12 protein-coding genes are annotated in these 12,296 nt (G+C 48.7%); 3 read left to right on the top strand and 9 right to left on the bottom strand.

All coding sequences use genetic code 11. From position 1 onward, the window contains the following. The first annotated feature begins 210 nt into the window (after positions 1–210). Positions 211–786, top strand: a complete 576-nt coding sequence (locus MHI45_RS00060; RefSeq protein WP_306080813.1) for an acetylglutamate kinase — start codon at positions 211–213, stop codon at positions 784–786. Between the two features lie 76 nt (positions 787–862). Here the strand turns inward: MHI45_RS00060 and MHI45_RS00055 are convergent, their stop codons facing one another. The 7 genes from MHI45_RS00055 to MHI45_RS00025 all read right to left on the bottom strand — a co-directional run bounded on the left by MHI45_RS00055 (position 863) and on the right by MHI45_RS00025 (position 7,759). Next, positions 863–1,024, bottom strand: coding sequence for a hypothetical protein (locus MHI45_RS00055; RefSeq protein WP_179091682.1), 162 nt, complete (start codon positions 1,022–1,024; stop codon positions 863–865). Positions 1,025–1,265: 241 nt separating this feature from the next. Continuing rightward, positions 1,266–2,144 (bottom strand): metal ABC transporter permease, encoded by an 879-nt coding sequence (locus MHI45_RS00050; RefSeq protein ID WP_341118765.1) that lies wholly within the window; start codon positions 2,142–2,144, stop codon positions 1,266–1,268. Then, the gene (locus MHI45_RS00045) at positions 2,141–3,064 is read right to left on the bottom strand and encodes a metal ABC transporter permease (RefSeq protein ID WP_341118764.1); all 924 of its coding nucleotides are present in this window, start codon (positions 3,062–3,064) and stop codon (positions 2,141–2,143) included. Before MHI45_RS00045 ends, MHI45_RS00050 begins: the two co-directional genes overlap by 4 nt. Next, complete coding sequence (locus tag MHI45_RS00040) at positions 3,064–3,792, bottom strand: metal ABC transporter ATP-binding protein (protein WP_076109367.1); 729 nt, start codon at positions 3,790–3,792, stop codon at positions 3,064–3,066. Before MHI45_RS00040 ends, MHI45_RS00045 begins: the two co-directional genes overlap by 1 nt. Position 3,793: 1 nt before the next feature. Then, positions 3,794–4,759: a metal ABC transporter solute-binding protein, Zn/Mn family gene (locus tag MHI45_RS00035; RefSeq protein ID WP_341118763.1), complete on the bottom strand. Its 966-nt coding sequence runs from the start codon at positions 4,757–4,759 to the stop codon at positions 3,794–3,796. A gap of 292 nt (positions 4,760–5,051) precedes the next feature. Continuing rightward, positions 5,052–5,825 carry a DUF817 domain-containing protein gene (locus MHI45_RS00030; RefSeq protein ID WP_341118762.1) on the bottom strand — a complete coding sequence of 258 codons (774 nt, stop codon included), beginning with the start codon at positions 5,823–5,825 and terminating at the stop codon, positions 5,052–5,054. A gap of 146 nt (positions 5,826–5,971) precedes the next feature. Further along, a complete protein-coding gene (locus MHI45_RS00025) occupies positions 5,972–7,759 on the bottom strand; it encodes an SgrR family transcriptional regulator (RefSeq protein ID WP_341118761.1) in 1,788 nt (595 codons plus the stop codon). Positions 7,760–7,871: 112 nt separating this feature from the next. On the opposite strand from MHI45_RS00025, the gene MHI45_RS00020 reads away from it, so the two are divergent. Then, positions 7,872–9,116, top strand: coding sequence for an MFS transporter (locus MHI45_RS00020; RefSeq protein ID WP_341118760.1), 1,245 nt, complete (start codon positions 7,872–7,874; stop codon positions 9,114–9,116). 7 nt (positions 9,117–9,123) lie between these two features. Here the strand turns inward: MHI45_RS00020 and MHI45_RS00015 are convergent, their stop codons facing one another. Together MHI45_RS00015 and MHI45_RS00010 are read right to left on the bottom strand one after the other, a co-directional pair. Then, positions 9,124–9,732, bottom strand: a complete 609-nt coding sequence (locus tag MHI45_RS00015) for a hypothetical protein (RefSeq protein WP_341118759.1) — start codon at positions 9,730–9,732, stop codon at positions 9,124–9,126. Continuing rightward, the gene (locus tag MHI45_RS00010) at positions 9,713–11,725 is read right to left on the bottom strand and encodes a sedoheptulokinase (protein WP_076109361.1); all 2,013 of its coding nucleotides are present in this window, start codon (positions 11,723–11,725) and stop codon (positions 9,713–9,715) included. The genes MHI45_RS00015 and MHI45_RS00010 overlap by 20 nt, the downstream gene beginning before the upstream one ends. Positions 11,726–11,904: 179 nt before the next feature. Here MHI45_RS00010 and MHI45_RS00005 point away from each other — a divergent pair. Further along, on the top strand, positions 11,905–12,296 hold a 392-nt coding region (locus MHI45_RS00005; protein ID WP_341159853.1), incomplete at its 3' end, for an SDR family NAD(P)-dependent oxidoreductase.

The raw sequence follows: 12,296 nt of genomic DNA, 5'->3' as shown, positions 1-12,296 counted from the left end.
TGCAACAAAAAGCGAGATTCCGCTCAGCGGATATCTCGTTTTTTTGTTTAGGGAAAATGTAAAAAACACCTTCTTTTGAAGCCGTTGGTGAACACATAGGCGGAATCCCCATACTATGGGGATATAAGTATTCAGGGGAGGTTAGATTGTATGTATTCTTATGGGGGCTTTGGCTCCTCCGCAAAAAGAACGTCTTACGCATGGCCCAATATGGCTCCTGTTCATGCAGGTCCACAGGTGATCTGCTTGACCAAAGCTCAGATTGAATTCAAAAACCATATGCGCTTATTATGGGAGCAGCATGTGGCGTGGACACGAATGGCCATCACCAGTCTCGTTTTCGGATTGCCCGATACCGATGCGGTACTGGCGCGCCTCCTGCAGAATGCGCCGGATATGGGCAACGCTCTTAAGCCCTTTTACGGGGAGAGTATAGCTAATGCTTATAGCAATCTTATCAAAGAACACTTGGTAATAGCTGCTGATCTTGTCAAAGCTGCGAAAGCAGGTGATACCAATGCAGCTGCCGCCGCAGAGAAAAAATGGTATGCCAATGCGGATCAAATTGTTGAATTTCTAGCCCGTATTAACCCCTATTTCCCCAAAGATGAGTTCAGGAAAATGTTCTACGATCATCTTGCACTAACTAAAGCAGAAGCAGTAGCGATGTTGAACAAGGACTACAACACCAGTATTCAGCTGTATGACCGTATCGAGCGTGAGGCGTTGATGATGGCGGATATGATAAGAAATGCCATACTCATCCAATTCCCTCAGAGGGTATAAACCGGATTATTGCTTCTTAAGCTTAACAAAAGCCCTCAATGCTCCGCTTCAAGGCGGAAACCTGAGGGCTTCTTGGTTATACAGACTCCTGCATATTATGCTGAAAAAGTGTCCGATACAGCACGTTGCGGCTCCATAATTCGCTGTGGCTTCCACGGTCCGCAATACATCCGTCTTCAAGCAGAATAATCTGGTCTGCCCGCATCACAGAGGAAAGGCGGTGTGCAACGATAATCATCGTCCGCTCGCCAGATAGATTATCAAGCGTGCGGTTTGATTTAATGAGAAAAATGTGGCCTAAATCCATATATTAGTGTAATGCTTGACAATCATTTTTGATAGTTATAATTCTGTGATAGCCTTGTGGACTCGGTAGATTCGGTGTTGCTTCAACCTAAAAATCCCCGTTCTATCGCCCTTGAGCAATAAAATGGGGATCTTCATATTCGTATGACACAAGCTCGCAACGCTGGCTTATGTTATTCCTCGATCACTGCTGGAGCCCGGAAAAACCTGGACAACACGCCGCTTGACGGAGAACCAAGGAAGCTTGCTATAAATATAAGTCCGGTAGCAAACGCCATGGAACCTGAAATTGAGGTGTCCAGCCACACTGCAATATAGTAACCCGCGACTGCAGAGAGGACGCCAAAACCGGCGCTGAGCATCAGCATGACCGAAAGACGGTCTGTCCACAGATAAGCGGACGCAGCCGGGGTAATCAGCATGGCTACGACCATAATTGCCCCGACGGCATCAAATGAGGCCACCGTTGTTACCGATACAAGCGTCATGAACAGATAATGCATCAATACGACCGGAAGTCCAAGACTGGCCGCAAGCGCCGGGTCAAACGATGTAATCTTCCATTCTTTATACAATGCAAGAATAACGGCAAGAACAATAATGAGTACAATGAACAGCATTAGCGTTGCTTGAGGAACGGCACCTATCCAAGGCAGCTCCACTGTATTCCACGGAACAAATGTAATTTCACCCATCAATGCGTGTTTTACATCCAGATGTGCATTCCCTACCTTTGTTGCAATCAGAACTACACCGACTGCGAACAATGTGGTGAAGACTACGCCAATGGAAGCATCCTGGGCTACGCCGCGGGAGTGCAGGAATTGGACCAGCATGGCTGTCAGCAGACCGGCGATGATGGAGCCGATCAGCATATGTCCGCCGCTCAGCTGCTTGGTGATCAGGAAGGCAACGACGATCCCCAGCAGCACACTATGGCTGATGGCATCCGCCATCATCGCCATTCGTCTAAGGATGAGGAACGTTCCAATTATTCCGCAGGTTAGGCCGACAAGTGAAGCTGTAAGCAAGATCCAGGCCGTGTAACTCATACCGCTCTCCCCTCCTCAGGCTTACGCAGATGTGCTGAATCCGCCGATTTTTTCTTTTGCGCCCGCAGGTGAAGAAGCTTCGCCAGCCAGCCTTTCTGAAAGCCAAAGACAAGCGACACAAGGAACAGCGAAGACGAGACCAGAACGATAAAGGGTCCTGTCGGCCAGCCTTTTCCCAGTGTGCTGACCCATGTTCCTGCGGCCCCGGCACCCCCGCCGAATACAGCGGAAATGATAAGCATCCGCTTGAAGGACTGGGTCCAGTATCGCGCACTTACCGGGGGAATAATCAGGAGAGCCGACATCAGGATGACGCCAACTGCCTGAATCCCGATGACAATAACAAGAATCAGCATGCTCATATACATCCCGTTCATCACCCGCCCGGACAAGCCCAGCCCCTTGGCAAAATCCGCATCGAACAGAAACAGCTTCCACTCCTTGAAACCGATCCATATGAACGCGATCACAATCAATGCCAGCACCAGCATGATCTTAACATCTTTACCGGTCATGGAAGCTGCCTGGCCAAATATGAAGGAATCCAGACCGCTCTGGCCTCCGCCTGCCGTCCGGTTTACAATGGACAACAGCATGATTCCAAGTCCGAAAAAGATCGACAGCACGATTCCCATCGCCGTATCCTCTTTAATTTTGGTGGACGATTGAATCCACTGGATAAAGAGGAAACCGAGCACTGCGCTTATCGCCGCTCCGGCGATCATTGCCGGAACGCTTTTGACACCAACGATCGTAAAAGCTATCACAATTCCCGGCAATGCTGCATGGGAAAGGGCGTCGCTCATCAGGCTTTGCCGTTTCCAGTACGCCAGACAACCGATCAAACCTGAGGCGATCCCAAGAATTAAAGTACTGAATAATACCCAGAGTGTGTTAGGTGAGATGCCGCTTATATCCATTAGGTGCCTCCGATCCAGCGAAGCGAACCTCCATAGGCACGGTACACTTGCTCTTGGGTAAACGCCTCACGGGTACTTCCGTGGGCTACAATCGTACGGTTCAACAGCAGCACGTGGTCGAAATACTCCTCTACCGTATGTAGATCATGATGTACGACCATCACTGTTTTGCCCTGCTCCTTCAATAGCTGGAGTGTCGTCATAATCGCCTTCTCCGTCGCGGCATCTACCCCGGCCAAGGGCTCATCCAGAAAATAAAGGTCAGAATCCTGTACCAGCGCCCTGGCCAGAAACACCCGTTGCTGCTGCCCGCCGGACAGCTGGCTGATCTGGCGGTGCGCGTAATCGGCCATCCCCATCTGGTCCAGGGCGTGTAATGCCTGCTGCCGGTGACTGGCTTTGGGCCATTTCAACCACCCGACTTTGCCATACAGCCCCATCATGACTACATCCAGCGCATCCGTCGGGAAATCCCAATCCACAGAGCCCCGCTGCGGCACATAACCGATACGTGATTTCACCTTGGAGAAGGCGGAGCCGTAAAAAGATACAGTCCCCGACAGCTTGGGATGCAGGCCCAGCATCACTTTGAGCAGGGTCGATTTCCCGGCACCGTTCGGGCCGATGATCGCCGTAAGCGTGCCGGGCTGCACCTTGAAGGAAACATCGTGCAGTACTTTATTTTGCCGGTAAGAGGCATTTAAGCCTTCTACTAGAACATCGCTCATCTTATTTCCCTCCCCCGCTGAGTGCAGTATAGATCGTCTCCACATTATGTTTATACATTCCCAGATAAGTACCCTCAGCGGTATCTGCATTGCCCATGGCATCGGAGAACAGCTCACCGCCGAGCTTGACCTCCAGCCCCTTGCTCTTGGCTCCTTCAATCACAGCCTCTATGGATTTCGGGTTAATACTGCTTTCTACGAATACGGCAGGAATTTTGTTCTGAATCAGCAAGTCAATGGTATCGTTAATGTCAGAGACGCCAAATTCATCCTCTGTACTCAGTCCCTGCAAGCCTATTACCTCAATACCATTTGCCCGGCCAAAATAGCTGAATGCATCATGCGCGGTAACCAGTGTCCGCTGGGCTTCAGGAATCTGTGCCAATTTGGCTTTTGAATCCGTGTTCAGCGTGTCCAGCTCTGCGAAGTATTTCGCTTTATTGCTCTCGAAATATTCTGCATGCTCCGGGGCCAGCTTCTTCAGCTCCTCTGCTGCATTGCCAAGGGCCTGCTTCCAGAGGTCAATATCAAACCATACATGGGGGTCCGTGTCTCCCAGTTCATTTTTGAGCAGCTGGTCTTCCGGGATACTCTCAGCTATCGCTACTGTCGGCCTCGTTTTGCCGATCTCTTGGAACACCTCATGCATTTGGCCTTCCAGATGCAAGCCGCTGTAAAGGACCAGATCTGCACCGCCCAGCTTGGCTATATCTCCTTGAGTGGCATTATACAGATGGGGATCCACACCCGGTCCCATAAGACTCTGTACCTGTACTTTATCTCCGCCAATAATCGTTATAGGCTCTGCAATCTGTGAAATGGTCGTAACCACAGCAATGGTGTCTTTGCCTGTCCCTTCTGCTGCGTTCCCGCTCTCCTTTTCACCACAGGCCGTGATTACTAGTGCCAAAGACAGCAATGCACCCACACCTAATTTTCTCGTTCTCTCCACCCATAGGTTCCTCATTTGTTTCTCCTCCTGGTTCATAGAATAGATAAGATTCAATAACGTGCATTAAGGAAAATATGTTTCCCTGAAGAAACTTATTTATATATATAAAAATAAAGGCATTTGTTTCTAATGTCAAACTAATTTTCACTAGGGAAAGTTTTATGTTATAATATTCCATTTCGGCCTCATGCGCTGCGTTACCTGAACACAACAAAAAACAGCGGCAGCCATGGACGAGAATATTGTCCTGGACTGCCACTGTTTTATTGTACTATCGTGTCCCGTTTGCTTAATCTTAGCTGGACCCTTACCCTTTTGTAATACGGTTAGCTTTAACATGTTTTAGTTGGGCCACAATAATGACGCTGATGATGACCAGCAGGAACCATGAGCTGATCTTACTGAAGCTAACCACTTGCCAGGCTTGGTACTGGTCAGGATATTTCCAGGCATTAAAGAATGTAGCTATATTTTCGGCTAACCAGATAAAAAAACCTACGATGAAAAAAGCCAGTGTCAAGGGCATTCGATATGTAACGGTCCGTACCCGGTAGATGATCCAGGTTTTCCAAAAAACAATGAGCACAAGCGCCGTCAGCCACCAGCGAAAATCTGGAATGAAATGATGTGTGAAAAAGTTCAAATAAATGGCTCCTCCCAGTAATCCCGCAGAAGTAAGCCCCGGCCAGCCGGTCATGTCCATCTTCAGTCTACGCCATACCTGGCACATAAAGCTTGCAACACTTGCATACATAAATCCGCTATAGAGCGGTACACCGAATATTTTCGTAAGCCCGGGCTCCGGGTATGACCATGATCCCATACTCACCTTATATATTTCCAGCAACAGTCCAATACAGTGAAATATACAGATCACTTTAATCTCATCCCATGTCTCTAATCCACTGCGGTACATGAGGTACTGCACAGTAAGCAATATGAAAAGAATGGCATCATAAAGGTAAACGAAAGGCACATCTATTACACCGGAAAGAGCTAAGGTCCCAAAGATCGCAATCGGAAAAATGCAGCTCATCGCCTGGTGATAGCCAAAATGCAGAAGTTGTGTTATTGGTTTCAATGATGTTATCTCCTCGCCGGGCAGCTTTTAGCCTTTCTTAATGAATGAAGCATTACCGTTTTGAATTTAACATATAATTTATCGTTTTACAATATATTTTGATTGTTTTATGATAGAAAAAGCCTTCTTTAAGCTATTATATGTTCTTACTTCATCCATATTTCCTTGTAGTCGATTTTGCCCCAGGCATTCATCTCGATCCCATGCAGCGACTTCTCATGCCCGACTGTCTGCACACTATGATACATAAAAAGCACACTGCACTCCCGCTTCAGCTCCGCCTCGATCCCCCGCAAAATCTGCATTCTCTGCTCCGGATCGGCAGTTTCCAGAGCATCCCGGATTCGTCCATCGACTTTTGCCAACGTGGCAGCATCTAAATGGTTACGGATATAACCGTTAGGAGACCGGTACATCTCAATTAATGCAATCGAGGGCTGCCCGCCCAGCACTTCGCCAACGAAGATCATATCTGCCTGCACAATCACCCCGGCTTGCGACAGCTCCAGAATAGGCAGCACATTTATTTCCACCTTAACGCCCAGCTTGCCGCACTCCTGCCGGATCCAGCGCACATCCTCTTCATTGCTGAAGTACTCATAGGTGTACAGCTGCAAGACTTCTCCGGCATAAGTAGAGGATCGCAGCAGTTCTTTGGCTGCATCCAAATCAGAACCTTTCCCATATGCGGGGTCATTCCACCCGGGATCAAAGCCTGAAGAAGTCACGGCTCTTTTCCCCTGCAGCTCCCGAATCATCTGCTTCCGGTCCAGCGTAAGATGAATTGCCTCCCGTAATCGCCTGTCTTGCACTACTCCGTCTTTGCTCAAATTGAACGTTAGCAATGTACTGCCCAGCTCATATTGGTTCAATGTCCGGTCAGAATCCCCCTTGCTAAGCGCTTCAAAATACAGCAGCTGTGTTTGATCCGAAGACCGCGCCCTGCTCCGCAGCTGTTCTTCGTAATTAGGCCACACCCACATTTCAATCCTGTCCAAGAAAGGCCGTCCGTTAAAATAACGTTCATTGGCCTCCAGCACCAGGATGGATTCATTGTTCTCCTTTATTTGAAAAGGGCCGGTACCCACAGGCAGCCTGGTGAAGTTTTGTCTCGCAGCTATCTGCTCTAAATCATTCGGGATGATCGAAAATCTTTCGGTGGCTATAAAATGCGCAAACAGCGCATTCGGCTCAGCCAGCTGGAAACAAACACTATACGCACTCTTCATCTCCACCTGTAGCACACTTTGTGCCAGAAAATCGCCGGCACTCCAGTCCCTGATACGCTCGAAAGTAAAGCGCACATCCTCCGCTGTCAGCCTTTTACCATGATGGAACATCACGCCCTTGCGCAAATAAAAGGTCCAGCGGCTTTTCGTTTCGTCACACTCCCAGTGATGGGCAAGTCCAGGCTTTAGGGTCTGCTGCTGCGGATCGTATTCCACCAATGTATCAAACAACTGGCGGATCATATGTGCCTCCGTTCTCCGGACAACTGTCAGCGGATCAAGATCTGGCACGGGCCTGTAAAAGGGAAACCGCAGCACATCCTCATCACTCCGCTGCTTATGCATGCCAAACTGGTCACCAAGCCAGCTGTGGAACTGCGTATGCAGAGATTCGTCACTACTGGCCTGCAGACATTCGAAGGCTTCACGAATCCGGCCTTGCTGCGCCCGTCTGCGCGCTTTTTCCAGAATAAGCTCTTCTTTGTCCCGGAGAAGTACAAGCTGTGAAGTATTCCCCCTGCCCAGTCCCGATTTCCAGTCAATATAACCATGCTCCTTCAGCTTCTGGACGAGAAATTGCGTATTGCGGCGCGTGCAGTCAAAGATAACCGACAGCTCATCCATTGACACGGGAAACCAGGTTTTATCCGGTTTTAACTCATATTGTTTATGCAGCGTTAGGTAATGATCTTCAATATCCATCATCAGCACTCCTCTAAAAGGCGAAATCAATAAATTAAATTTTCTATTTTACTACCACTTTTGTAAAAGTATAATTTGAGTCATTCCATCCGTAAAGAGGAGCGTGTATGAACTAATGTCATCCAACATAACGCAAGCACAGCCGGAGATATCCATTTGGCGCAGTCCGGCTTTTATGATTTTACTTGGGGCAGGTGCGGTCATGGCGCTGGGGAACAAGATCTATGAGCTGGCCCTACCGCTCATTTTGTATGATCTCACAAAGTCCTCCGTGGTTATGTCGACGATGCGGGGCATTGAATACCTTCCGAATTTGCTGCTCGCGATGTTCATTGGCGTACTGGTAGACAGGGTACATAAAAAAAGGTGGTCTTTGACGGCTATTCTGCTGCAGATCGTAATTCTTGCGGGGTTGTACGCGGCTATCGAAATGGGGATTCATTCTCTTTGGCTGTTGTACATTGCGGGTTTTCTGCTGATGACCTTTGGGTATGCCTATTCCAACGCCCGGGTTGCCATGGTGAAGCAGTCGCTTCCCAAGTCCATGCTCACCCCGGCAAATGCTTCCTACAATTTCGTGACGACCTTTGTCGGGATCGCCGGACCCGTATTAAGCGGCTTGTTGCTCATCCTACCCAGTCTCCATGTATCTCTGCTGATTACGGCGGTTGCATTCACATTGGCCTTCATTACACTTTCCTGTATTCGAACCCATGAAGAGACCGCATCGCCTCCTTCGAAGCGAGACGGGTTCTGGAAAGAGCTGCATGCAGGCTGGATTGAATTACGCACGAACCGGTTATTATGGACGATGACGATCGCCGTTATTTTTCTGAACAGCACGTCAGGGATGGTGGATACGACAATTATTTTTTTCGCAAAAGATGAACTGAAGCTCGGGAATGCGCTACTTGGCCTCGTTTTCTCGGCTGCTGGAATCGGAGGACTAGCAGGAAGCTTGCTGACCGGTAAATTGCGGGGTTATTTCACTGTTGGACAGCTGATTACGTTATCCAGTTTATGCGTCGGATTGACGAGTATCATCTTTTATTGGTCGCACTCTGCTTATGTACTTGCCTTCGGTCTGTTTCTATACGGTTTGTTTGAGACGATAAGCACGGTAAGCATCTGGACGTTCCGCCAGGAGACGACACCTTATCAGCTAATTGGCCGGGTCAGCGGAATTACGGGATCAATCTTCAAGCTGGGGATGCCCTTCGCCATTATGGCGTCGGGCTGGATCTCCGAGCTGTCGGGGCCACGCACGGTGTTCCTGATTACGCTAAGCATAAATATGCTTATATTTGCAGGTTGTCTGTTTAGTCCATTATGGAAACATCGCGGGGCGATAAAGGGATAAATCAGCATCATTTCACGCTAAAAACAATTTCAATACCTGTCTCTTTGTTCTTGAATGGTCCGATGTATTCCTTAAATGCAAGGTCTATCCCTGATAAATCGTCAGGCAGCGAAGGGGAGACCACATAATTATAAGCGGCATGCCCCGTTGAACTACCGCCATCTGACATTCGGCAGTCATAAGCTTCACCCAGATCAAGTTCAAAATGTTTGTGATGTTTGTAGGAATGTCTGATCAGATCATCTACAGTGACATCCCAATCTATATTGAATGTAATTACGCTGGCATTGCTGTATTGCCGCATGGAAGTCAGTGTATAGAAATACTCCCCCTGCTCAATGGACTGAAGCACAGGAATATGTTGTCTGAATCCGGAAGGCTCAATCAAGGGTTTAAAATGCTCTTCACTCAACAAGGTTCCGAATACTGATTTTAACAAATCCTCGTAGAGTTCGAAATCCGCCGCCCATTTAGAGATTTGCTCTAAGGGCGGAAACCCCGGATTATTGCCGGAGATATCTTTCCGTTGCTTGATAAGCGCACAGATTTTCTCGTCAATATCCATGATCCGTGCATCATAATGTTCGGTTGGACGTTCAAAGGGCATCCGTTTCATCGTTAACCTCCTTTAATAGAACAAACACTGACACCGATTCAAAATACAGCAGCCGTTTCTCATCCTCGTAAATATCGGGAGGAAGCGACAAATACTCTTCAGTAAGCAGATCCGCTTCGCTAAGTGCATCAGACCGCCATAACGTTAGACCAAGCTGCGGAAAAGTATAGGTGCATCCGGTTTCCGCAGGATTCCGTTCATAGGGAGATAATGGATCCAGAATAACTGCCAGCTTCTCAGCCATGGTAGCAAATAGATCAATCCCGGCAAAACTGCAGGTCCACTCTTCGCCAGGGTTGGCGATTTCGATGAATACCGCCGATCCGGCGCCGTTATATTCTACTTTATAAAATATCGGGAAGTCCGCCGCGGCTTTCGCGATCTCCGCCTCGGTCATTCCCAATCGCAGCGGGCCAATGGATTGCCCGGGTAGTACAGGGATTAGCCGGGAACCGGACTCCATTGAATCTGCACTCTGCGTGAACGGAATTTGTGCACGCCCTGCTTGTTCGGCATCACTAATTAGCGGTGCAACAGATTCCCGTGGCTCTGGAGCAGACAATCCGTATTTGTCCATCAGACGAAGTTTATCCTTGCTGCTTATCTCTACCTCGCAGGTTTGATTGCTTTGTTCCAACGTAATGTATTTTCCGGCTTCTCTGAAGCTGCTTAGGTAACCTGATCCTACCGCTGCGCATAATGCCGCACCCACTGCCGCTTCTTCCTGTGAGCTACTCAGACTAAAAGGAAGCCTGAACGCCGACCGGACTTTGGCACATAATACTGTGTTGGCACGCAATGCGTTACCAGAGCCAACTATATAATCGTAGGTTCTGCCGGTTTTCATCCCAAGAGCCGTATAGAATACGTGCAACTCATCTACCATCCCCTCCAGAAAGGCATGGGCAAGTTTGCCGGGAGTGAAATTGTCCAGCGAAATGCCTTCTATGCTGCCGCGTGTCTCAGGGTTCGTTCGGGTTCCGAGAAACTGCGAGTGTACCGTCAGCCCCTGGCTGCCCGCCGGATTATCCTGCAACAGCCGATCCATTATACTGTATACCTCTTCCGCTGCTTCTCCGGTATAAGCTTCGATGATTTGCCGGAAAAAATGCTCCAAAAGAGCGTAGGATTTGCCTCCGCTGAGTGCAGCACCTACCATGAGCACACCACCGCCGGGATAAGGCCGCATTTCCATTCCGTCTACTTGCTCCATACCCTCCGGCAGCAGCACCGACAACTGGCTACCTGTTCCAATGTTCAGCAGCAGCGATCGGTCGGGAGCCGGAACACTTCCCAGAAAGCTTGCCTGATTATCTCCTAGCGAGGTGTATACAGGAATTCCGTGAGATGTGAGTCCTACTACCGTTCCTGAGGGTACAACCGGTGGCAGCACCTTCGGATCAATTCCTGCCTCAGCAAGGGCTGTCCGGTCAAAATCATTTAGAAGGAAGCTGTAGCAGCCAATCGCAGCAGCTTGTGTTGCGTCGATTCTTGGCACATTGCACCCTGCTAACCTTAATGCCACATAATCGGCAATCGTACAGAAGCTGGAGGCAGCATTCGGAACAAGATCATGCATCAGGTTATAATAGTGTGTTGCCAGCCCGTATCCTGGAGCGACCGGGTAGCCGGTCGATTCACTCAGCTTCTGCGCATAGGAAAGCGAAGCATCGCAAGGAAGACCCCCTCTGCCATCTTGCCAAGTATAAAGCGGACTGACGTGTTGCCCATTTCTATTTATATATAGGATACCGTGCATTTGTCCGGTCAGGCCTATCCCGGACACATCCGGTTCCCATGATACCAGTTGCTCCAGAATATCTTCCACTTGCAGGATAATTCTTTCAGGGTCCTGCAGCCTTTCCCACTCTGCCGAGCCAGTAGGGGTATTTCCTCCCTCATCCGAAAGGGTATGAAGCACTGTTCGCTGCTCCAGATCATACACCAATCCGGAAATTGAAGTCGTTCCGATATCCAGTCCGATAAACTTCACAATTGCTCTCTTCCTTCCCTGTAAACTCCATAATTATTTCCAGAATAACATAAAGCAGATAACATGCAAATAAACCTGAGGAAGTGATCCACAGGTACAGCACAGTGATTCTGCATAAACTGGATACCTTTAAAAGATACTAGCGTTTGGAAGATATTCGCGACATTGGAGGAAATCAGATGAGACTTCAGGACAAGGTAGCTGTGGTTACGGGTGCGGCTTCAGGAATGGGTAAGGCAATCGCCATTCTTTATGCAAAAGAAGGTGCCAAGGTAGTAGTCTCAGATATTCATGAAGAAGCTGCCCAAGGAACTGTGGACGAAATCAAGTCAGCCGGAGGCCAGGCTATTGCAGTAAAGGCGAATGTAGCGTCCGAAGCAGAGATTCAGAATTTGATAGATACTACAGTGAATACCTATGGCACATTGGATATTCTGGTGAACAATGCCGGAATTATGGATAATTTCGAACCGGCCGGAGATATTGAAGATGACAAATGGGACCGTGTCTTCGCAATCAATACGAACTCCGTGATGCTCTCAACGCGCAAAGCTCTCCCTATCTTTCTTGA

The organism is Paenibacillus sp. FSL H3-0321, from assembly GCF_038002865.1.
Taxonomy (GTDB): domain Bacteria; phylum Bacillota; class Bacilli; order Paenibacillales; family Paenibacillaceae; genus Paenibacillus_AQ.
Note: the sequence above shows the minus strand (reverse complement) of the source record. Positions and strands in the feature narration are given on the sequence as shown.

Bases quoted from the DNA above. Each gene is read 5' to 3' on its own strand.
- MHI45_RS00060 (WP_306080813.1), top strand. From the start codon at position 211: ATGGCTCCTGTTCATGCAGGTCCACAGGTGATCTGCTTGACCAAAGCT.
- MHI45_RS00055 (WP_179091682.1), bottom strand. From the start codon at position 1,024: ATGATTATCGTTGCACACCGCCTTTCCTCTGTGATGCGGGCAGACCAG.
- MHI45_RS00050 (WP_341118765.1), bottom strand. From the start codon at position 2,144: ATGAGTTACACGGCCTGGATCTTGCTTACAGCTTCACTTGTCGGCCTA.
- MHI45_RS00045 (WP_341118764.1), bottom strand. From the start codon at position 3,064: ATGGATATAAGCGGCATCTCACCTAACACACTCTGGGTATTATTCAGT.
- MHI45_RS00040 (WP_076109367.1), bottom strand. From the start codon at position 3,792: ATGAGCGATGTTCTAGTAGAAGGCTTAAATGCCTCTTACCGGCAAAAT.
- MHI45_RS00035 (WP_341118763.1), bottom strand. From the start codon at position 4,759: ATGAGGAACCTATGGGTGGAGAGAACGAGAAAATTAGGTGTGGGTGCA.
- MHI45_RS00025 (WP_341118761.1), bottom strand. From the start codon at position 7,759: ATGATGGATATTGAAGATCATTACCTAACGCTGCATAAACAATATGAG.
- MHI45_RS00020 (WP_341118760.1), top strand. From the start codon at position 7,872: ATGTCATCCAACATAACGCAAGCACAGCCGGAGATATCCATTTGGCGC.
- MHI45_RS00015 (WP_341118759.1), bottom strand. From the start codon at position 9,732: ATGAAACGGATGCCCTTTGAACGTCCAACCGAACATTATGATGCACGG.